Below are 19468 nucleotides of genomic sequence, written 5' to 3'. Positions count from 1 at the left end.
TAGGCCAGGCGGGGTGCCTTTAAGGGCATGTAGCTCAGTTGGATAGAGCATCAGATTCCGGTTCTGAGGGTCGGGGGTTCGAGTCCCTCCATGCTCGTCACCCCACCGCACCCCGCCCCAACTCTCCCCACCGCCGAGGCACTCAAGGCCTAAGCGGAGGGGTTTTGCTTTGGGATGGTGGTTTGCTGGCCAAGCCCAGCTGGAAATCACCTGACCGGCTTGAGATCAACTCTCCAGCTTGAGCCCCATGGCGCGGATGCCCCCCGGATCCACCGCAAACCCGTAGCGCTCCAGGGCTGCAAGGGCCTGGGGCGGGGCTGAAAGCGAAATACTGCACCCCGCCAGCTCCCGGCGCAGCCGGCCCAGGGCGGCATGGACGAGCACCGCCAGGATCTCTCCCTCAGCTGGATCGGCAGGATCGGCGCAAAGGTCCCAGAGGTTGGCATTGAGGGCGAGGTCGCTGGTAGCCCTGACAAAACCCACCAGCTGGCCATCGGGGCCCGCCACGCCCAAGTGCCAGACGCTTAGCTCCAGCACCCGCTGCCAGCGCTCAGGCTGTCGGGGCTGATCACCCGCTGCAACCAGTAGCCGGTTGAGGGCTTCGGCACTGGGCAGCAGGCCATCGGCCAGTAGCTGATAGCCCTCCCTCAGTCGCGGGGCTTGGGGCTGGCTGCGGAACGGGATCAAGAGGGAGTCCAGAGCTGGGCTGATCGAGGAGGGGGCTGAAGGAAATGGACTCAGCCGGTATTGCGCATGCCCGCTGCGATGCCGTTGATGGTGAGCAAGGCGCCCCGCAGCAGTTCACTGCGGCTGTAGGTGCGCCCATCGTCGCTGCTGCTGGCGCTCGTTTCACTCATCGGTGGTTGGCGGTTTTGGTCGCGCAGGCGTCTGAGCAGGGCCACCTGCAGGAAGCCGAGCGGAATGATCGTGCGGTTGCGTAGATCCACCGAGAGCTGCAAGGCAGGATCGCCATCCAGCAGTCGGCTGTGGCCGGTGATCGCCAGCACCAGATCGCGGGTAAGGCCAAATTCGGCAGCGATCGACTGGAAGATTGCTTCAAAGGCCTCGCGGTTTTCGCTGCGGCCCAGGGCCTGGACGTAGTGGTGGGCCAGGTCGAGATCCACCTTGGAGAGGGTCATCTCCACCTTGGAAATCAGCATGCGGAAGAACGGCCAGCGCTGGTAGAGCAGGCGCAGTAACTCCAGCTGGCCGGGATCCTGGTCGAGCTCCTCCTGCAGGGCAGCTCCCACCCCAAACCAGCTTGGTAACAGGAAGCGGCTCTGGGTCCAGCCGAATACCCAGGGGATGGCCCGCAGGCTTGAGAGGTCCTTGGCGCCACTCTTGCGGCGGGCCGGGCGGCTGGAGATCTGCAGCTTGCTGATCTCTTCGATTGGGGTCACCTGCTGGAAGAAGGCCACCAGGTCGGGGTTGTCGTGCACCAGGGCCCGGTAGTGGTCGCGGGAGCGGGCCGCCAGCCGGCCCATTAGCTCGTTCCAGCTGGGGGTTTCGTCAACGGGGCTGCTTACCAGGCTGTTCTGCAGCACGGCGGTGGTGACCGTTTCCAGGTTGTAGAGCGCTAGCTCCGGCAGGGAGTATTTGGAGGCCAGCACCTCTCCCTGCTCGGTGATCTTGATGCGGCCGCTGAGGGTGCCGCTGGGCTGGGCCAGGATCGCCTGATAGGCGGGACCACCGCCGCGGCCCACCGAGCCGCCCCGGCCGTGGAAGATGCGCAGGGCCACCCCGTGTTTGATGGCCAAGCGCTGCAGGGCAATCTGGGCCTTGTGGATTTCCCAGTTGCTGGAGAGAAAGCCGGAGTCCTTGTTGCTGTCGGAGTAGCCCAGCATCACTTCCTGGAGCGGCTGGCCACCATCACTGCCCAGCAGGGCTAGGTAGAAGGGATGGCGGAACAGGGTGCCCATCACCGCTGGCGCCCCCTGGAGGTCCTCCACCGTTTCAAACAGCGGCACCACCAGCAGGCCGGCGCGCTGGGCAATTGGGTCTACCAGCCCGGCCTCCTTGGCCAGCAGCAGCACCTCCAGCAAATCGGACACCGTGTGACTCATCGAGATCACGTAGGTGCGGCAGATGCGCGATCCGAATTCCTGCTGCAGCCGCTGCAGCATCCGGAACACGGCAAAGGTTTCGGCTGTGGCGGCGCTCCATTTGGCGGTGGGCGGCAGCAGGGGGCGGCGGGTTTGGATTTCGCTGAGCAGCCACTCGACCCTCTGGGCCTCATCCATCTCGCCGTAGGGCACGGCTAGCTGCAAGTAGCGACTGAGTTCGTCGAGGGCATCGCTGTGGCGGGTGCTCTCCTGGCGGATGTCCAGGCTGGCCAGGCAGAAGGCGAAGATCTGGGCCTGGCTGATCAGGTGCTGCAGTGATTCGCAGCTGAGGCCAGTGCGCTCGAGGCTGTCTTGGATCAGCTCCAGGTCGTAGCGGAATTCATCAACCGTGCTGTAGTGCAACTCCTGGGTTGGAGCGGGGGCCATGCTGCCCCCCATCGGTGGTGGTGGGGCGCTGCCATCGCAGGGTGACTCCCAGCCGGCATCGGCTAGTTGCTGGTTGCGTTGGTGGGTGAGCCGCAGCCGCTCCATGGTGTAACTGAGCTTGAGACGGTAGGGCTCGAGGCGGTAGCGGGCAGCCCGCTCCTCGTAGATCTCTGGGAAGCGCAGCCGGTCCATTTCCAGCGATTCCAGTAGGGCCGGGCTCACCTGGCTCCACTGCATCGAGATGCTGAGCTGGTCACTGAGCTCCGTGACCGCCTTGAGATAGCGCTCCAGCATTAGCTGGCGTTGATAGCAGGCGGTGCGCCAGGTGATGTCCGGTGTCACCGATGGGTTGCCGTCCCGGTCCGAGCCCACCCAGGAGCCGAAGGTGCAGAACGAATCCCGTGGCGGTTCTACGTCTGGATAGCTCAGCTTCAGGGCGGCGCGAATGCGATCGCGCAGCTGGGGCATGGCGTCGAAGAGCACCTGCTGGAAGTAGTGCAGGGCGTAGTCGACCTCGTCGAGCACCGTCGGCTTGAACTGGTGCAGTTCGTCGGTGCGCCACCAGAGCCGGATCTCCTCCTCCAGCTGGAGTCGCAGGCCTTGGCGCTCAAGGCAATTGAGGCCGCTGCCCTGCTCCAGTTTCTGGATCAAGGTGGCCACGCGCCGCTGCTTGTGCCGCACCGTATGGCGCACAATTTCGGTTGGGTGGGCGGTGAACACCAGCCGCAGGTCGAGGGTGCGCAGCAACTTCTCCAGCTGGGCTGGCGGCACATTCAGGCTGCGCAGGCGGGCGAACAGCTGGCGAAAAGTGGCTGGGTCGGTTTGGTTGGCCAGGGCCGGCAGGAAGGGATCGCTGGGGCCGTTTTCCTGGTTTTTGAGGCTGTCGAGGTAGCTGTCCTCCTCGATGTGTTGCTCGAGGATGTTGACCAGCTGGAAATAAAGCGAAAAAGCCCTGGCCGCGGCGATTGCCTCGGCCAGGTCCATCTCGCGGATTAGCTGCACGATCGCCCCAGCGACATCAGCCTCGTTTGGGTCACTCAGCTGCTTCAGGCGCAGCAGCCGCTCGGCCTGCTCCGGGGGGCACTCGCTGCGCAGCACCGTCTCCCAAAGATCCTCGACCAATTCGAGACGCTCGCCCAGCAGGCGGGTGACCCGCTGGGAAGCCGGTATGGCCTCTATGGCAGTAGCGGGAGTGGGCATGGACTGCCGCATGGGAGCTGAATTGGCGGCGTACTGATTTTGATCATCCCAAAGGGCCAGGCACCCCGTCTGTGGCGATTGCCTCAAGTAGCTCCTCCTCCTGGCTTGCCATCGCCTCGATGGTCTGGTTGAGCAGGGTCGGGATCGACAGGCCAGCCTGGTGTCCAGCTAGCCAGCCCATGGCCTGGTTGCCGTGGTCAAGGACGCCCTGCAGGGGGGCCAGCACCCGGCTCAGCCCCAGCTCTTCGGCAAGTGGAGCCAGATCTGCCAGTTCCTGAGTCAGCCAGTCTCGGACCAGGATCGGGGCCCCATTGCGCCAGTGCATCACGGTGGCATCCAGGCTGGAGCAGGCTGCGGCCCGGTCGTTGGCATCGGCGAGGCTGGCTAGCTGGGATGGGCTCAGGCTGCTGGCGTGGAGGGGGTCGTAGCGCTCCGGTTCTCGCATCAACTGATGCAGGCGCAGTTCGGCGAAGGCCGTGATAGCCAAAAGCACGAGTGGATCGGTGACCAGATCGCAAATGCGAATCTCCAGGCGGTTGAGGTCGTGGGGCCGGTTGTCGCCATTGGGCCGTACCGATGTCCAGAGATGGCGCACGTTTTGCATGGTGCCCAAGGCCAGTTGCTCGCCCATCCAGCTGATGTAGTGCTGGTGATCCAGAAACAGGGGCACCTCCGCTGGCGTCAGGGGAAACTGCAGCCAGCGCTGGGAATGGGCAGCGGTTACCCGCCCGTCGAGAAAGGGCGAGCTGGCGCTGAGGGCCAGGAGCAGGGACGCTTCGCAGCGCATCAGGCGCAGGCCCGCAAACAGGCTGGTCATGGGCTCGAGGCCGTGGTCTGCGGTCAACCCCAGATTGATGTGCACACTGGCTGTAACCACCTTGGTGCCGTAGGTGGCCTCGATGTAGCCGTGATAGGGATTGGCCGGATCTGAGCGCTCAAAACGCTGGCTGTCCCCCAGGCTCAGGGTGCTGCCGGGCAGCAGGGTGAGATTGCGGCTAGCGAGCCAGCGGCGCAGCCGCTGGCGGGGCTCGAGCAGTAGTTGCAGTTGCCGGGCGTAGTCGGCATCCGGGGGGGTTATGTATTCGAGGTTGCGGCAATCGGGCTCGGTTACGAACCCCTCGAGGGCGGCCGCAGCTTCGGCGCTGCAGCCCACCACCGTGCCATCGGCACGGCCGGTGTAGAGCTCCACCTCAAAACCCTTAAGCAAAAGAGGGGCTCTCATGGCTGGGCCGGCAGCAGACAGGCCAGGGCTTTGAGCATGCCGCGGGCTTTATTCAAGGTTTCCTGGTATTCGAGCTCGGGCTTGGAGTCGGCTACTACTCCAGCGCCGGCTTGCACCTGCACGCGCCAGCCACCTTCGGGATGGGGCAGCACCACCATCGTGCGGATGGTAATAGCGGTGTTGAGTGCGCCAGCCAGATCGACCCCGCCGTACACCCCGGAGTATGGGCCTCGGGCGTCGGGCTCCAGGGCGTGGATCAGCTGCATAGCCCGAATCTTGGGAGCGCCACTGACCGTACCGGCGGGGAAGGAGGCCATCAGCAGGTCCCACACCGTTTGCCCCTCGGCCAGCAGGCCCTCCACCTGGCTCACGATGTGCATCACGTGGGAGTAGCGCTCAATCACCATCAATTCGCTGACCTTGACGGTGCCCGGCTGGCAGACGCGGCCCAGGTCGTTGCGGCCCAGATCCACCAGCATTACGTGCTCGGCCCGCTCCTTGGGATCAGCCAGCAGCTCCGCCTCTAGGGCCAGGTCTTCGGCCTCATCGGCGCCCCGGGGGCGCGTGCCTGCGATTGGCCGCAAGGAAGCCTTAATTCCCCCTGCGGCCGTTGGTTCTGCCTTCACCATCACCTCCGGACTGGAGCCGATCAGATACCAGCCGCCGAAGTTGAAAAACGCCATGTAGGGCGAAGGATTCACCATCCGCAGGCTGCGGTAAAGCTCGAAGGGATCGCGATCAATGCGGGTTTCCAGCCGCTGGCTGAGCACCAGCTGGAACACGTCGCCAGCTTCGATGTGACCTTCTCCGCGGCTCACGGCTGCCTCGAAAGCCTCCTGCCCGACGTTGCTGGTGGTCCGCAAATTGGCAGCGATGTCACCGGCAGTGGCGTCGTGCCAGCTCAGGGGGGTGCCGGCTCCTGGCAGGGGGCCGTGCATGCGCTCTTCCAGGCCGGAGATCCGGGCTGCGGCCGCGGCGTAGGCGGCCTCCGGATCCTGGCCGCCACTCAGATCGGCGTAGGCCACCGCGGTGATCTGGCGCTTTACCTGGTCGAACACCAGCAGGCTGTCGGTCAGCATCCAGCAGCCATCAGGCGGTGCACCCTCGGCGGCCGGATGCACCGGCACGCTGGGTTCGATCCAGCGGATCAGCTCGTAGCCCCAGAAGCCAAATAGCTGGCCCACCGGTGGCAGACCGGGAATCGGCGGGCTGGATAGGGGCTCTAGGCACTGGCGCAGCAGGTCGAAGGGGTTGCCCTGCAGCCGCTCCTCGGAGCCGGTGCGCCACTGGCGCACACTCTGGTCGCTCCGGCTGGTGAGGGTCCAGAGCGGGTCAGACACCACAAAGCTCCAGCGGCCGATGCGCTCACCACCCTCCACCGACTCCAGCAGCACACCATGACTGCTGGCCGCTCCGGCCTTCAGCCAGGCGGTGAGCGGGGTTTCTAGATCAGCAGGCCAGCGCTTCCAGAGGGGGATGAAGTTGTGGCCAGCCGCGACTGCCTCGAGAAAAGCCTCTTGGGCTAAGCCATCGCGATCTGGGCTGGGCATCGGACAAGCGGGCAGGCAAAAAAAACGGGGCGCCTGGCCCCGCCTTTATAGGGGTTGGTCAACGCTGCTCAAGCGTCGAAGGTGTTCTTGCCGGTGAACTTGAGATTGGCGGGGTTCTGGTTGGCGCCGATGCGGCGGGGGTTGTGACCAACCATGGTGCGACCCTCGTTGACCTTCTCGGGGAAAACGCCGTCCTTGGGGTGCAGGAATTCGGTGTCACCACCAGGAAAGATCCGATAGATCTTGTAGTCCTCGATCCGGGGCTTGAACTTGGTGCGCAGCTGGGTACCCAGGGCGAGGCACTGCTCCTTGCGGGCGAAGTACATCAGATTTTCGCCCTCATTCATGTGGGCCGCGCCACCGGTGGGCAGCTCGAAGACTTGCTCCTTCGGGCTGCTCCAGGTGATGGCGTATTTTTCCTCAGTTTCAGCAGAGTTCAGCAGGCCGCCGGTGCTGCCGATGTACTTCGGGAGTTGACCGCTGAGCACCGTCGCTGCCATGGCTTTGGAACGTTTCAGCCGGAAACTAGCACCGTGTTTTTGACCGGATCGGGGCTTCTGCCCCACTCTTCACACCCGTCAACAAACCGGCCCTTCAGCAGACCGGGAAAAACACGGTCAAGCCGCTGCCATTGCGCTCGGTGAGGCGACCGCCGAGGCGATGGAATAGCCGCTGGGTGGCTTGACGGCTCAACTGGAGGCTGCCGGTGGTGGGGTTCCAGCTCAGCACTGGCCCCACCAGCTCCCGCTGCTCGCCGTTCCCCATCCCGTCGTTCTCGCTGGGGTCGTGGCCCTCGCTGTTGAGCTGCAGCTTCAGCCTGCTGCCGGCCGGCAGCAGGCTTACGGTCACGCGGCTGCCGCTGGGCAGGCCGCGGCTGAAGCGGTCGATTAGTCCGCCAAGCATGGTTTCGAGCCGGGCCGGATCGCTCAGCACCGGCGACAAGCCAGCGGCTACGGCCAGCTCCAGTTCCAGGCCGCGGCGCGCCAGTTGCCGCTGCCACAGTTCTTGCTGCTGGTGCAGCACTGCGCTGAGGTCGGTGCGGGCCAGGTCGTGGCTTTCAAGGGGCTGTTCGCAACCTGGTTGGCGTTGCAGCTCGGCCGCCAGGAAGATCAGACCGAAACGATCGATTTGCTCACTGCATTCGCCGTCGATCTGCTCGAGGCGCTGGCGCACCACCGGCGGCAGGTCGCTGCGCCGCAGCAAGGAGCGGATCAGGGTGCGGATCGTGGCCAGCGGTGTGCGCACCTCGTGGGTGAGGGCCTCGAGCAGGGCGAGTTCGCTGCTCACCGCTCGGGGGGTGTCGCCGGCCTGGCGCTCCTGGGCCTGGGTTGGGCGATCGCTGCCGCCATGCACCAGGGGCTGCAGGGTGAGGCTGGGGGCCATGGCGGCCAGCCGTTCCCCCAGCCGCGGCCAGAAGCGCAGGCCCAGTTGGTCGTCGCTGCGCAGGGGCCCCAGTCGCTCTAGGGCGCTGCGCAGGTCTGCCGAGGCTGCCGGATCCTGGCTGAGTAGGCGCCCATGGATAAGGCCCAGGGCCTCGGACAGGGCCTCTGGGTCGAAGCGCACAATCAGGCGCCGGCCTTCAGCCGGGCCATCGAGGCAAAGGGCTACCTGTAGCTGGGGGGTTATCACCAGCAGGAGGGGGTCGGTGCCGTCCTCCTCCGCCAGGGCTAGGCGCTGAAAGCTGCCGCATGGAGCTGGGTTGCCGGCTCCTGGCAGCAGGGGAGCCGGGCTGGGCAGCAGGCCATCTAAGTCGCTTGGGGCCCACACCCAGCCCTGCAGCTGCTGCAGTAAGGCTGGTTCATAGAGGGCGGGCAGTGGCGCGGCCAGCCATAGCCCCTGGAGGGGTTGCTGGGGCAGAAGGAAATCCTCCTGCAGGGTGGCCAGGGCTGCCCACCACTGCCGCCGCGCGCAGTCCTCGTTGCCAACTCCGCTTGGCACCCCTTCAGCCAAACAACGTCGCAGGTCGGCCAGGCTCACCAGCGACCCTGGGCCGTGCGGCCCCGGCGGGCGGCCGAGGCGCACAGCCCAAGGGAGATGAAGTTCACCAACATGGCGGATCTTCCATAACTCAGCCAGGGCAAGGGGATGCCGGTGATTGGACCGAGTCCAATGGTCATGTTGATGTTCACCACCACCTGGAACATCAGCATCGCCCCAATTCCCACCACCACCAGGGCCTCGTAGTCGCTGCGGGCCCGTCCAGCGATCTGCAGCAGGCGCCCCATCAGCAGGGCGAAGCCGGCGACCACCAGCACCGAGCCGAGAAAACCGGTTTCCTCCCCAAGGGCGCTGAAGATGAAATCGGTGTGTTGCTCTGGGATAAACCGCAGCTTGGTGAGGGATCCTTGCATCAAGCCGGTGCCCCAGATCTGCCCCGAGCCGATGCCCACGGTGCTCTGCAGCAGGTGGTAGCCGCCGCCGAGGGGATCCTGGGCGGGATCAAGAAACAGGGTGAGCCTGGCTCGCTGGTGGGGGCGCAGGCCGTGCTCCCAGAGCCAGGGGGTGGCGATTGCGAAGATCCCCTGCACGGCGAGGCTGATCGCCAGGGCCACCCGCTTCCAGGGCAGGCTCTTCCAGGCCAGCCAGCCCATCAGGGGCACCCAGCCCAGCAGCAGCCAGGGCAGGGTGCCTGCCACGATCGCCGCCACAAGAGGGGAGAGCAGCAGCACCACCCAGGCCCCAGGCATCCCAGCCCAAAACAGCATCACCAGCAGTACGGCCCCAAACACAAGCGAGCTGCCTAGGTCGGGTTGCACAAAAACCAGTAGCCAGGGCAGGGCGATCAGGCCTACTGGACGGATCAGGTCAACAGGACGATCCACCGGGTGTCTGGCTAGTACCCCGGCGAGCAGCAAAATGGCGCCCACCTTGGCGAATTCCGAGGGCTGCACGTAAAAGCCGCCAATGTTGATCCAGCTCTGGGCCCCTAGGGCACTGGTGCCGACAACTCGTACTGCCACCAGGCTGGCGACCATGGCGATGTAAATCGGCCACTTAAATGGGATCAGCCGATCCAATGGCATTCGCGCCAGCAGTAGGGCTACCACCATGCCCACCGCCGCCGTTACCCAGTGCTGGTACCAGTCGGCGTAATTCGCCTGGCGCTGGGTGCTGGCAATCAGGATCCCGGCGATCGCCACCATTGCCAGCGGTACCCCCCAGAGGATCAGATCCACGTCGGCCAGAGGGTTGCGCCGGCTGGTGCGGCCACTAAAAAATCGCGGGTTTCGCCGCCCCAACTGGCTCAGCATGGCTTTCAGGCTGGCGCCAGATGGGCGGCGCTGAGCTGGCGGGCCAAAGCCAAAAAGCCCCGGGCGCTGATCGATTCGGGATGGCTGAGCACTACCGGCCGTCCGGCATCCCCCCCTTCCCGCACGGGCATCTCCAGAGGAAGTTCGGCCAGTAGGGGCACCCCGGCCTCTTCAGCCAGGCGGGCGCCGCCGCCGCTGCCGAATAGGGCATAACGCTTATCTGGAGCGTCAGGGGGGATGAAGACGCTCATGTTTTCCACCACACCCAGCACGTCCACCCCCATCTGCAGAAACATCGCCAGGCCCCGGCGGGCATCAGCTAGGGAAACCAGCTGGGGAGTGGTGACGATGATCGCCCCGGCCATCGGCACAGCCTGGGCGATGGTGAGCTGGGCATCACCGGTGCCAGGAGGCAGGTCGACGATCAGCACATCCCGTTCGCCCCAGTCGACTTGGTAGAGAAACTGGCGAATGATGCCGTTGAGCATCGGCCCCCGCCAGATCACGGGCTGGTTTTCCTGGATCAGCAGGCCCATCGACACCATGGCGATGCCACAGGTTTCGATCGGTTTCATCACTTGCTGGGCGCCTTCGCCGCTCACTTCAGGCGTGCGATCAGCCACTCCCAGCATGGTGGGGGCATTCGGCCCGTAGATGTCTGCATCGAGCAAGCCCACCTTCAGGCCTGAAGCCGCCAGGGCACAGGCCAGGTTCACGGCAACTGTGCTCTTGCCCACTCCGCCCTTGCCACTGCTGACGGCGATGACCTGGCGCACCCCAGGGATGGGCTGGCGCTCTGGCAGTTGACCGCGTTCTGGCCCTTGACCATGACCTGCGGCACCGATTGGAGCGCCGCCGCTGGGCTGGTCCAACTCAATTTGAACATCGTTGATGCCTTCAAGGGCGAGCAGGGCCGTCTTGGCCTCGGCGGCGATGCGATCCCGCTGGCTCTGGGCAAAGCCAGGTAGGGCAAGCCGAAATACGGCCCGATCATCCACCAGTCGCGTCTGCTGGATCCAGCCCAGCTCGATCAGGCTGCGCCCGCTGCCGGCATCCTGAACGGCGTTGAGGGCGGCCTGAGCCTGCTCCACAGATGCCATCGGAAATCCAATCAGAGACTGCGATCCTAGGGGCCTTGCCGCTGCCTTTGACCGTCAGCATGGCCGTGACAGACCCTCTCGATTACTTGTCTGGGGGGAGGCTGGGCTGAAATGGTTAGACCTTTCCAGCGTCCATGTGGCGCAGCGTCGATGCCTAAGGCCCTGCTGGAAGCTCCACCGGCCGACTCCCGCTCCAGGGCTAAGGCCCTGCTGATGGGCTTGCAGGACTCCATTTGCACTGGCCTAGAAGAATTTGATGCCGAAGGTTGCTTCGCCGAGGAGAGCTGGGAGCGTCCGGAGGGAGGCGGCGGTCGCTCCCGGGTGATGAAGGGCGGCCGCGTCTTCGAGCAGGGCGGCGTCAACTTCTCAGAGGTAGAGGGCTCCGAGCTGCCTCCCTCGATCCTCAGCCAGCGGCCGGAAGCCAAGGGTCACCGCTGGTTTGCCACAGGCACCTCGATGGTGCTGCACCCCCGCAACCCGTATATCCCCACCGTTCATCTCAATTACCGCTACTTCGAAGCGGGCCCGGTGTGGTGGTTTGGCGGCGGCGCCGATCTCACTCCCTATTACCCGTTCCTGCAAGACGCCCAGCATTTCCACCGCACGCTCAAAGGAGCCTGCGACAGCGTTAATCCCGCTTTTTATCAGGTGTTCAAGCCTTGGTGCGACGAGTACTTCTTCCTCAAGCATCGGGACGAGACCCGCGGTGTGGGCGGCATCTTTTACGACTACCAGGATCCCCGCGGGGTGCTTTACAAGGGCCAGGATCCCAATGGGCCTGCCGCGGCTGTGAGCGACCGTTTAGCCCCGGTGCCGCAGAGTTGGGAGCAGCTGTTTGCCCTGGCCAGTGCCTGCGGCAACGCCTTCCTGCCCAGCTACTTGCCGATCGCTGAGAAGCGACAGCACACCCCCTATGGCGAGCGGGAGCGCCAGTTTCAGCTCTACAGGCGGGGCCGCTATGTGGAGTTCAATTTGGTGTTTGACCGGGGCACGATTTTCGGCTTGCAGACCAACGGACGTACCGAGTCGATCCTGATGTCTCTGCCGCCCTTGGTGCGCTGGGAATACGGCTATCAGCCGGAGGCTGGCAGTCGCGAGGCCCTGCTCACAGACCTGTTCACTCGTCCCCAGGATTGGCTGGAGGACGGCTCGCTTGCGGACCGCTGCGCCCCCCATCAGGCGGTGAATTAGGTGCTGGGTTGATGGTCGCTGGTTTGGTGGCGGCCAGGCCAGGAATTGGTGGGGCTGGTTGCAAGCCCTGCTCCAGACCCCGTTGCAAAGCTGTAACCACCCGCTCAGCGATCGCTTGGATAGCGCCATTGCGGCTGCGGGGATCTCGCAGCGATGCTTCTAGCTGGCCCTCAAGTTTGCCGATCTCGAGAATGGCGATGCCCCGCCTGGGGGCGCCTAGGCCGTCGCGGAAGAGCAGGGGATAGGGGCCAAAGGCCAGCGCCAGGCTTTCGTCTAGGCGGGTTGGGGGGCGATGTAGGGGTGGAATCAGGCCCGAACCGACACCATCTGGACCGTAGGCGTCGTAGTGGATTTCCAGGGCATATCCACCGGCTTGGGCATGGGCTTTGCCCACGCTCCAGTTGGTGCGTGGATCGTCGCCATCAGCAATGCTGCGCAGCGGTGGGTCGTAGAAGCGGATGGCCAGACCCCGCTGCTGGCCAAGGGTCACCACCGCCTGGGCGGTGAGCAAGTTCCAATAGAGCTCGTCGCGCATGCCCGGCTGCATCGGCGCGGCTCCGCCGAGAGCGACGGCCTCTCCCCCCGTTCCGGCCCCGCCAATCCCCTGGGAATCGGCATGACCCGCTAGCACCAGGATTTCGGTGCTGCTGGGCAGCTCAGCCAGGCCTCGCCAGTTTCTGCTCAGACGGCTGCGCGGCCCTGTGAGCGGATCAAAGTTGGCCAGCGGCGGCGCTTGGGCTGCAGCGCCCCCAGCTATGGCAAGCACTCCGGTCAAGACGAAAGCCAGGGGACGGAATCGCTGCATTACTGGCAGGCAAGGGTCAGATGGGGGAGCTGAGCAGCTTGCCGTCGCTGAATAGGCCCAGCTTGGGACCCATCTCCAATTCGAGCGCAATTAGCTCATCGCGGTGGGCCCGCAGCCGCAAGGCGCTGCCCGTGGCACTGTCATGGCTGATCAGGCGCAGCTCCAGGGTTTCGGCCCGCATCGCCCGATTGCGATAAATCAGCCCAGCCGCCGGCCCCAGTAAGGCCAGCAGCAGGGGCCACCAGCCCAGCTGGGGCAGCAGCTGGCGCAGCACCAGCCCAAGGCAAGCGGCCCCCACCGCTCCCAGCACCGAGAGCAGCACCGCCAACCAGGGACTGGCCGCCACCTCGGCGCGGAAGCAGAGGTGGCGGCGCTCGGGGTCAGTGGATTCGGCGCGCCAACCGCGTTGCAGCAGCCATTCGCTCAGCTGGCTCAACACCTCCAGAGGCGGCCGCGACGAGCGCACCTCGACTGTGGTGGTGCGGTCTTTGCTGGCGGCGCGCAAGAAAAAAACCAGGCCTACGGCTAGTAGCAGGGTGAGCAGCAGGGTGGAGCTGAGGTTGGCCATCCATCCCATTGTGAAGCTGCCCCTTGGGGGCATGGCTTGTCAGCATGGCAAGGCATTCGCCCTTTCCGTGTGACCGCTTCGTCTGCCCCCAGCAACCTGCCGGCTCCCGCCCGCTTCGCCGTGTTTGACGGTGATCTTGATGCCGAGTGGGCGGCCCTCTACGCCGGGGCTAGGGCGCTGGCGGTGGACACCGAGGCGATGGGTCTGATTCATGGCCGCGACCGGCTCTGCCTGGTACAGATCTGCGACGACCACGACAACGTTTGCTGCATCCGCCTCCACCGCGGCCAGAGCTCGGCACCCCGGCTTCAGGTCTTGATGGAAAACCCGGCGATTGAAAAAGTTTTCCACTTCGCCCGCTTTGACGTGGCTGCCCTGGCTGAAAACTTGGCAATTGCCGTCGATCCGATCTTTTGCACCAAGGTGGCCAGCCGGCTGGGCCGCACCTACAGCCCCCGCCACGGCCTCAAGGAAGTGGTGCAGGAGCTCGTGGGCATTGAGCTCGACAAGCAGGCCCAGAGTTCCGATTGGGGCCGGGTGGAAGATCTCTCTGAGGTCCAGCTGGCCTACGCCGCCGGCGATGTGCGCTATCTGCTTCCCGCTCGCGATCGGTTGGAAACCATGCTGAAGCGGGAGGAGCGCTGGCAGCTGGCTGAGCGTTGCTTTGGCTGCATCCCGGTGCTGGCCGACCTGGATCGCCAGCGCTTTCACCTGCTCTTTGAGCACTCCACCGGCGGCAACCGCTGAAGGGCCCCGGCCAGCTCAGTCCTCCACCATGAAGTTCTCGTCGCTGCCGACGGCCTCCAGCTGGGAGCTGAGCAACTCATGGTGGTTTTCACTGCTGGCCTGGGCTTCAGCAAGCATCTGCTGGGCCAGGGCGAGCTTGGCTGCGGTTTCTTTCAGTCCCTCCTGGGAGCTGCGCACGTCGACCTTGCGCCGGGCGGCCGCCAGGCTGATGCTCAATTGGCTGGCCAACATGCCGCAGGCGGCGTTGTAGGCCCGATCGGGGATGCCGGCCATGGGCGACGTAGCTGCGGGGGTGGCCGCATCATCCCAGTAGCTGTTGCTCCACCAGCTCGGCTAGCTGGGCGCTGCCACCGGCGGGCCCCATCCGCCTCCGGCCCAGGGCGCCCCGCCGGGCGCATTCGCTGGGATCGGCGAGGAGTTGGTGCAGTTTCAGGGCTAGCTCTTGTTGGGAATGGCAGGGCACCACGGCTCCCCCCAGCAGGCGGCTCTGGCGGCGAGCAAAGCTTGGCTTGAACTGGGGCCCCGGGCCCGGCAGCGACAGGCAGGGCACCCCTAGCCCCGCTAGTTGCTCCGTGGCAGTGCCCGCAGTGGCCAGGCCCAGCTCGGCCCAGCTGGCCCAGCTGGCGAAGCGGTTTTGGCCAAGCAGCAGGGTCCAGCGACCCAGCTGCCAGCTGCTAAGTGCTCCGCTGGCGGCGCTAGCTGCCGCAGCCGCTAGGGGCGTAAAGCCCGCTTGCTCCAACAACTCGGCCCAGGCGGCGGCCGTAGGCGCCGATCCAGAGGCCACCAGCACGGTGGTTGGCTGCCGCGGCTGCTGCAGGCTGAGGCAGCCCAGCAGCCGGCGGGCATTGCCGAGGGCTTCGGGCAGGCGGCTGCCGGCCAGCAGGATTAGGCGCCGCTGGCTTGCCAGCCCGGCCGGCAGAGGGGTGTGGCGGAAGCCATCCATCATTGGGTTGCCAGGAGCCAGGGCTGCCACCTTGTGGCGCTGCAGCCCTTGGGCGGTGAGCTGGTCGCGCACGGCCACGAGCCGGCAGCGCCGGCTGCCCATCAACGCCCATTCCCACGGATCCCATTCGCTGCCCTTGCAGCGGTGGTAAGCATCAGCGAGCAGTGTCGCCGCCCAGCCCGCTGGGGCCGGAGTGGCCCAGGTGTGGTCGCTTTTGGGGGTGCCGATGAAGCCGAAGCTGCCGCCGCCGCTCCAGGCCAGCAGTAGGGGCAGCAGGTCGCCAATTGCGAGCACCGGGCTGCCTTGACGGGCCGAGTGGCGCACGAGTTGCAGTTGGCGCCAGCTCAGCAGGGGCAGGCCGGCCCCGAGGTCGCGGGCCAGGCCCCTCAAGCTCTGGTTGCTGAAGCCGCCACTAGGCAGCTGCAGCTGGGGGCCGATCCGCTGCAGGTGGCAGGCAGCTGCGTCGGCGCTGAACGCCTCGCCGAGCCCCACCAGGGGCAGTACCTGAATTTCCAGGTTGGGCTGCCGCGCCCGTAGGGCCTGCAGAACCCGTTGGGCGATCAGATCCTCTCCGTGGCCGTTGCTTAGAACCAGCAGACTGGAGGACATGCCGTGGCTGATACGATCCGCTGCAGGGAGTTTGCTCCCCGGACGGCGGCATGGCCAAGTGGTAAGGCAGAGGATTGCAAATCCTTTACCCCCAGTTCGAATCTGGGTGCCGCCTTTATTAATGGCTTCGGCTTAACGCTCCGCCTCATTTCAGAGGCGGGCCTGAGCCTCCCACATCTGTCCGCTGGAATCACTTGCCTCGCACCTCAGGCGATGGCGTTCCAGCAGGCATGTCCCTTTGGCTAGCAGGGCCCGGGGCAAGGTGGGCGCTTGAGATCCGTCTAATTCCACGTTGGTGGCCACGGAGGACACATCCAGTCGGATAGGCCATTGCGGTTTGCATTCGCCATCGGCGCCGCAGCGCATCGGCTTTTGCCCGGGGGCGAGCACACCGGCGAAGACCAGGCTTCTGCTGCCGAATAGTTGGTTGGCGGAGGGCGTGATCAGGCGCACACTCAGCAGCCCCTCCATGTTTTGTTCAAGCCGCAACCGGACGCAGTCCTGCTCATGTTCGCGCAGTAGCTGGGGTTGCCCCATCTGGCCCTGCCTCAGCGAGCAGCCCCTTAGCCCAATCTCCCAGCGCCCGAAACCCCCTGCTTGGGCGGCGCTGGCCCAGGCCAGCAGCATTAGCCCCAGGCTGAACATGCGCGCCATGGGAGTGCTCAGTAGCCCGAGTCGGCCACGCAGCTGCCCTGGCAGCTGATGCCATTGCTGGCGGTGCGTCCGCAGTGTTGGCAAAGAACCGGCTCGAGCGGGGGCTCCGGCTCGTTGGTGTTTTTAGTCAAGCTGGTGGCCCTGGGCAAGCTGGCGTAGCCGGGTGTGGAGGAATCGGGCATTTTGGGAGGCATCCGCTTTGGCACCTAACTCCACGATGGCGCATCCAGCGGGGCAGCCCGGCATCGGCGTTGGCACTTGGGCCTGGGGAAATCAATTTCTTTGGGGCTACGACCCGAGCCAGGATCCGGTGCTTGAAGCCACCTTCCAGCGGGCTGTGGCCTGCGGCCTGCACACCTTTGATACCGCGGACTCCTACGGCACTGGCAGGTTTAACGGCCGCAGTGAGGCCCTTTTGGGCCGCTTTGCGGCGGCCCTACCGGCGGCGCAGCGCGACCAGCTGCTGGTGGCTACCAAGCTTGCCCCCTTCCCATGGCGAATGGGGCGCCGCGGCTATGACCGGGCTTTTGCGGCTTCGAAACGGCGCCTGGCCGGTCGAATTGATTTGGTGCAGCTGCACTGGAGCACGGCTCGTTACGCCCCCCTGGCAGGAGGACCCCCTGCTTGAGGGTCTGGCTGATCTGGTGCAGCAGGGGGAGGTGTCGGCCCTTGGCGTTTCAAATATGGGACACCGTCGCCTGCGGGCGGTGCACCGGCGCTTGGCCGAGCGGGGAGTGCCGCTCAGTAGCCTCCAGGTGCAGCTATCGCTGCTGGCACCCAATCCGATCCAGCCGGGCGGCGTGGCGGAGGTCTGCCGTGAGCTGGGTATTCGTTTGATCGCCTACAGCCCCTTGGCCCTGGGGCTGCTGGCCAGATCAATAGCGGCTGGACCTCTGCCTAGGGGGCCAAGGGGAGCTTTGTTCAGCCGGCTAGCTCCCGCCTTGGTTGAGCTCCAGGCTGAGATGGCCCGAATCGCCGCCAATCGCGACGCCAGCCTGGCGGCGGTGGCCCTCAACTGGTGCCGGGCCCACGGCGCGTTGCCGATTCCCGGTCTGCGCCGGCCGGAGCAGGTGGAGCAGGCCGCGGCTGCCCTGGCCTGGAACCTGTCTGAGGAGGAGCGCCGTCGTTTAGATGATCTGGCGCTGGGGTTGGAGGTGGGCATGCCTGCCAATCCCTTCCAGAGCGACTAGCCGGCCTGGGGGGCTGGATCGAGGGTGAGCACCACCGGCATGGCCTGGGGGCGTACCAGGGGTACCACGGGGCTGGGACCGTGGTCGCCGTGGCTTTCAGCTTCGGCGGCCGCTTCGGGGCCGCAGGCTGCCAGGGCTTCCTGCAGCAGGGAATCGAAGGTGGCTCCAGGCAGCCGGTGGCGTGCCAGCTCCAGGAAGGCTCGAGCCAGCGACTCACCAGCTGCTGCCCTCAGGGCGGGGTTGTTGTGGCGAAGCTGCAGCTCGTCATCGATTGAGCGCAGGAAGCGCTCCGTGACATCCCGCTTGGTGGAAGCCCGGATCCGGGTGTCCTGTTCGGCCTGGGATAGGAAAGGCTGAGCCTCAAGCTCCTCAAGCCGGCGGCCCAGGCTTTCAAGCACCTCCCGCGCTTCTTTGGTCACGTGGGCTAGCTGGCCGTCTGAGAGTCGGGGCAGGTCGGCTACATAGACCTTGCCGTGATCTCGCAGGGTGAGAAAGGTGGGCCTCACCCCCCCCCGCTGGGGCGCTGCCTGAAGCTCTCTGGGGCGCTGCGGCCGGGTTGGGGCTACGGGGCCGGCCGAGCTGCGGCGGCGGGTGATGCGTTGACCGGTGCCAAGGGGAGGTGCAGCGGAGGAGCCCAAGGGGCTTGGGGCCGCTATTCGCTGTGGTGAACCTATTGATTGCGTCATGACGCCACTCCTAATACAACTACGTATGGCTCGAACATCGCCCTGGCTCAGGAACCGGGGCGATAGGTGTTGATCAACTTCGAGGTAAGCACCCTAGGCAGGAGAGCGGCTTCCGACCGGGCCAGCAGCCCACTCTGATGCAATTGGCCATTGGCAATCGGGCTGATCAAGTGCTGAAGGGAAGTCCTACCAGCGGTTGCTCACCAGCACTGCCGTTGGCCACCGCGCCCAGCTCCCAGGCCTCGTAGCCAGTGTCTTGGCAGATTGCGAGAGCTTGATCAGCTGCTGTTGCCGGCACCACCAGGCAGTAACCCACCCCCAAATTGAAGGTGTTCCAGAGATCGGCCTCCGGCACCTCGCCGGCTTGCTGCAGCCAGTGGAACAGAGCTGGACGCTGCCAGCTAGTTGGGTCGATCACGCCGTGCACTCCAGAGGGCAGGCAGCGGGGCAGGTTTTCAGGTAGGCCGCCGCCGGTGATGTGGGCCATGCCGTTTATGGGCACCTTGCTGGCAAGCAAGGCTTTAACCAAGGTTCCATACAGACGGGTGGGGGCGAGCAGGGCATCTATCAGGTTTTGGTTGCTGTTGGGCAGGGTCGTGAGTTCATCGACCGCCTGGCTCTCAAGAATGCGGCGGACCAGGCTGAAGCCATTGCTATGGACCCCACTGCTGGCCACCGCCAGGATGCGATCCCCGGCGCTAACGGCCCGTCCATCGATCAGGGCGCTTGCCTCGACCACGGCCACGCAGAAACCGGCCAGGTCGTAGCGGCCCGGGGCATAAAAGCCAGGCATTTCGGCCGTTTCGCCGCCAAGCAGGGCGCAGCCGCTTTGGCGGCAGCCGTCGGCGATGCCCTCCACCACCTCAGCCATGGCCTCCGGGCTGAGCTTGCCTGTGGCGATGTAATCAAGGAAGAAAAGCGGCTCGGCCCCGCTGGTGATTACGTCGTTGACGCACATCGCCACCAAGTCGATGCCCACATCGTGGTGGCGACCGTAGGCCTGAGCCAGCTCAAGCTTGGTGCCAACCCCGTCGGTGCCCGAGACCAGCAGGGGATCCCGCAGCCCGGCGGGCAATCGGCATAGCCCCCCGAAGCCTCCGAGCCCGCCCACAACCTCAGGGCGCCGGGTGGCTTCAACGCTGGAGCGGATCCGCTCCACAAACTCCCGGCCTGCGACCACATCCACCCCGGCTGTGCGGTAGTCCATCCCGTGCGAACCCATCTGCAGCTCCGATCCTCTGATGCCACCTGCCCAAATTCGGG

18 protein-coding genes, 2 tRNA genes and 1 pseudogene are annotated in these 19468 nt (G+C 65.5%); 5 read left to right on the top strand and 16 right to left on the bottom strand.

The genetic code is table 11. The annotated features are described in order from the left end of the window. Nucleotides 1–23: 23 nt before the first annotated feature. Nucleotides 24–97 (top strand) — tRNA-Arg (locus KBY73_RS13540). Between the two features lie 128 nt (nt 98–225). On the opposite strand, the gene KBY73_RS13535 is transcribed toward KBY73_RS13540, so the two are convergent. The 8 genes from KBY73_RS13535 to KBY73_RS13500 all read right to left on the bottom strand — a co-directional run bounded on the left by KBY73_RS13535 (nt 226) and on the right by KBY73_RS13500 (nt 10812). Then, complete coding sequence (locus KBY73_RS13535; protein ID WP_254937608.1) at nt 226–687, bottom strand: N-acetyltransferase; 462 nt, start codon at nt 685–687, stop codon at nt 226–228. Nucleotides 688–737: 50 nt separating this feature from the next. Beyond that, a complete protein-coding gene (gene ppc, locus KBY73_RS13530) occupies nt 738–3701 on the bottom strand; it encodes a phosphoenolpyruvate carboxylase (protein WP_254937607.1) in 2964 nt (987 codons plus the stop codon). Nucleotides 3702–3732: 31 nt separating this feature from the next. Next, nucleotides 3733–4911 carry a glutamate--cysteine ligase gene (gene gshA / locus KBY73_RS13525; protein ID WP_254937606.1) on the bottom strand — a complete coding sequence of 393 codons (1179 nt, stop codon included), beginning with the start codon at nt 4909–4911 and terminating at the stop codon, nt 3733–3735. After that, nucleotides 4908–6461: an anthranilate synthase component I family protein gene (locus KBY73_RS13520; protein ID WP_254937605.1), complete on the bottom strand. Its 1554-nt coding sequence runs from the start codon at nt 6459–6461 to the stop codon at nt 4908–4910. The genes gshA and KBY73_RS13520 overlap by 4 nt, the downstream gene beginning before the upstream one ends. Before the next feature lie 68 nt (nt 6462–6529). Further along, a complete protein-coding gene (locus tag KBY73_RS13515) occupies nt 6530–6961 on the bottom strand; it encodes a photosystem I reaction center subunit II PsaD (RefSeq protein WP_254937604.1) in 432 nt (143 codons plus the stop codon). Between the two features lie 94 nt (nt 6962–7055). After that, the gene (locus tag KBY73_RS13510) at nt 7056–8438 is read right to left on the bottom strand and encodes a HAMP domain-containing sensor histidine kinase (RefSeq protein ID WP_254937603.1); all 1383 of its coding nucleotides are present in this window, start codon (nt 8436–8438) and stop codon (nt 7056–7058) included. Next, nucleotides 8435–9712 carry a rod shape-determining protein RodA gene (gene rodA, locus KBY73_RS13505; protein ID WP_254937602.1) on the bottom strand — a complete coding sequence of 426 codons (1278 nt, stop codon included), beginning with the start codon at nt 9710–9712 and terminating at the stop codon, nt 8435–8437. Before rodA ends, KBY73_RS13510 begins: the two co-directional genes overlap by 4 nt. 5 nt (nt 9713–9717) lie before the next feature. Beyond that, nucleotides 9718–10812, bottom strand: a complete 1095-nt coding sequence (locus KBY73_RS13500; RefSeq protein WP_254937601.1) for an Mrp/NBP35 family ATP-binding protein — start codon at nt 10810–10812, stop codon at nt 9718–9720. 111 nt (nt 10813–10923) lie between these two features. Here KBY73_RS13500 and hemF point away from each other — a divergent pair, with 111 nt between their 5' ends. Beyond that, the gene (gene hemF / locus KBY73_RS13495) at nt 10924–12003 is read left to right on the top strand and encodes an oxygen-dependent coproporphyrinogen oxidase (protein WP_254937600.1); all 1080 of its coding nucleotides are present in this window, start codon (nt 10924–10926) and stop codon (nt 12001–12003) included. Here hemF and KBY73_RS13490 read toward each other — a convergent pair. Continuing rightward, nucleotides 11930–12808 (bottom strand): dehydrogenase, encoded by an 879-nt coding sequence (locus tag KBY73_RS13490; RefSeq protein ID WP_254937599.1) that lies wholly within the window; start codon nt 12806–12808, stop codon nt 11930–11932. The two genes, hemF and KBY73_RS13490, sit on opposite strands and share 74 nt — an antisense overlap. Nucleotides 12809–12824: 16 nt before the next feature. Continuing rightward, the gene (locus KBY73_RS13485) at nt 12825–13409 is read right to left on the bottom strand and encodes a cofactor assembly of complex C subunit B (protein ID WP_396097155.1); all 585 of its coding nucleotides are present in this window, start codon (nt 13407–13409) and stop codon (nt 12825–12827) included. 36 nt (nt 13410–13445) lie between these two features. Here KBY73_RS13485 and KBY73_RS13480 point away from each other — a divergent pair, with 36 nt between their 5' ends. Further along, on the top strand, nt 13446–14123 hold the full coding sequence (locus tag KBY73_RS13480; protein ID WP_254937598.1) for a ribonuclease D: 678 nt from the start codon (nt 13446–13448) through the stop codon (nt 14121–14123). A 15-nt stretch (nt 14124–14138) separates the two neighbouring features. Here the strand turns inward: KBY73_RS13480 and KBY73_RS13475 are convergent, their stop codons facing one another. Both KBY73_RS13475 and KBY73_RS13470 read right to left on the bottom strand, forming a co-directional pair. Further along, a complete protein-coding gene (locus KBY73_RS13475; RefSeq protein ID WP_254937597.1) occupies nt 14139–14396 on the bottom strand; it encodes a hypothetical protein in 258 nt (85 codons plus the stop codon). Nucleotides 14397–14424: 28 nt separating this feature from the next. Next, nucleotides 14425–15675, bottom strand: a complete 1251-nt coding sequence (locus KBY73_RS13470) for a lipid-A-disaccharide synthase-related protein (RefSeq protein ID WP_254937596.1) — start codon at nt 15673–15675, stop codon at nt 14425–14427. Between the two features lie 44 nt (nt 15676–15719). Here KBY73_RS13470 and KBY73_RS13465 point away from each other — a divergent pair. Continuing rightward, nucleotides 15720–15790 (top strand) — tRNA-Cys (locus KBY73_RS13465). A 35-nt stretch (nt 15791–15825) separates the two neighbouring features. Here the strand turns inward: KBY73_RS13465 and KBY73_RS13460 are convergent. Next, the gene (locus KBY73_RS13460) at nt 15826–16329 is read right to left on the bottom strand and encodes a hypothetical protein (RefSeq protein WP_254937595.1); all 504 of its coding nucleotides are present in this window, start codon (nt 16327–16329) and stop codon (nt 15826–15828) included. Nucleotides 16330–16337: 8 nt separating this feature from the next. Further along, nucleotides 16338–16511, bottom strand: coding sequence for a hypothetical protein (locus KBY73_RS13455; RefSeq protein WP_254937594.1), 174 nt, complete (start codon nt 16509–16511; stop codon nt 16338–16340). Nucleotides 16512–16546: 35 nt separating this feature from the next. Between KBY73_RS13455 and KBY73_RS13450 the strand changes: the two are divergent. Continuing rightward, a pseudogene (locus tag KBY73_RS13450) lies at nt 16547–17519 on the top strand (aldo/keto reductase). On the opposite strand, the gene KBY73_RS13445 reads toward KBY73_RS13450, so the two are convergent. Together KBY73_RS13445 and purM are read right to left on the bottom strand one after the other, a co-directional pair. Continuing rightward, nucleotides 17516–18157 (bottom strand): hypothetical protein, encoded by a 642-nt coding sequence (locus tag KBY73_RS13445; protein ID WP_254937593.1) that lies wholly within the window; start codon nt 18155–18157, stop codon nt 17516–17518. The pseudogene KBY73_RS13450 and the gene KBY73_RS13445 sit on opposite strands and share 4 nt — an antisense overlap. Nucleotides 18158–18371: 214 nt before the next feature. Beyond that, nucleotides 18372–19412, bottom strand: a complete 1041-nt coding sequence (gene purM / locus KBY73_RS13440; protein ID WP_254937670.1) for a phosphoribosylformylglycinamidine cyclo-ligase — start codon at nt 19410–19412, stop codon at nt 18372–18374. Between the last annotated feature and the right edge of the window lie 56 nt (nt 19413–19468).

Source organism: Cyanobium sp. Tous-M-B4 (genome assembly GCF_024345395.1).
In the GTDB taxonomy this organism is placed as follows: domain Bacteria; phylum Cyanobacteriota; class Cyanobacteriia; order PCC-6307; family Cyanobiaceae; genus Cyanobium_A.
The sequence above is the reverse complement of the archived record's forward strand: the minus strand, read 5'-3'. Positions and strand labels throughout refer to the sequence as shown.

Bases quoted from the DNA above. Each gene is read 5' to 3' on its own strand.
- gshA (WP_254937606.1), bottom strand. From the start codon at position 4,911: ATGAGAGCCCCTCTTTTGCTTAAGGGTTTTGAGGTGGAGCTCTACACC.
- KBY73_RS13500 (WP_254937601.1), bottom strand. From the start codon at position 10,812: ATGGCATCTGTGGAGCAGGCTCAGGCCGCCCTCAACGCCGTTCAGGAT.
- KBY73_RS13470 (WP_254937596.1), bottom strand. From the start codon at position 15,675: ATGTCCTCCAGTCTGCTGGTTCTAAGCAACGGCCACGGAGAGGATCTG.
- KBY73_RS13460 (WP_254937595.1), bottom strand. From the start codon at position 16,329: ATGGCGCGCATGTTCAGCCTGGGGCTAATGCTGCTGGCCTGGGCCAGC.
- hemF (WP_254937600.1), top strand. From the start codon at position 10,924: ATGGTTAGACCTTTCCAGCGTCCATGTGGCGCAGCGTCGATGCCTAAG.
- ppc (WP_254937607.1), bottom strand. From the start codon at position 3,701: ATGCGGCAGTCCATGCCCACTCCCGCTACTGCCATAGAGGCCATACCG.
- KBY73_RS13520 (WP_254937605.1), bottom strand. From the start codon at position 6,461: ATGCCCAGCCCAGATCGCGATGGCTTAGCCCAAGAGGCTTTTCTCGAG.
- KBY73_RS13455 (WP_254937594.1), bottom strand. From the start codon at position 16,511: ATGCCCGATTCCTCCACACCCGGCTACGCCAGCTTGCCCAGGGCCACC.
- KBY73_RS13515 (WP_254937604.1), bottom strand. From the start codon at position 6,961: ATGGCAGCGACGGTGCTCAGCGGTCAACTCCCGAAGTACATCGGCAGC.
- KBY73_RS13475 (WP_254937597.1), bottom strand. From the start codon at position 14,396: ATGGCCGGCATCCCCGATCGGGCCTACAACGCCGCCTGCGGCATGTTG.
- KBY73_RS13490 (WP_254937599.1), bottom strand. From the start codon at position 12,808: ATGCAGCGATTCCGTCCCCTGGCTTTCGTCTTGACCGGAGTGCTTGCC.
- rodA (WP_254937602.1), bottom strand. From the start codon at position 9,712: ATGCTGAGCCAGTTGGGGCGGCGAAACCCGCGATTTTTTAGTGGCCGC.
- purM (WP_254937670.1), bottom strand. From the start codon at position 19,412: ATGGACTACCGCACAGCCGGGGTGGATGTGGTCGCAGGCCGGGAGTTT.
- KBY73_RS13485 (WP_396097155.1), bottom strand. From the start codon at position 13,409: ATGCCCCCAAGGGGCAGCTTCACAATGGGATGGATGGCCAACCTCAGC.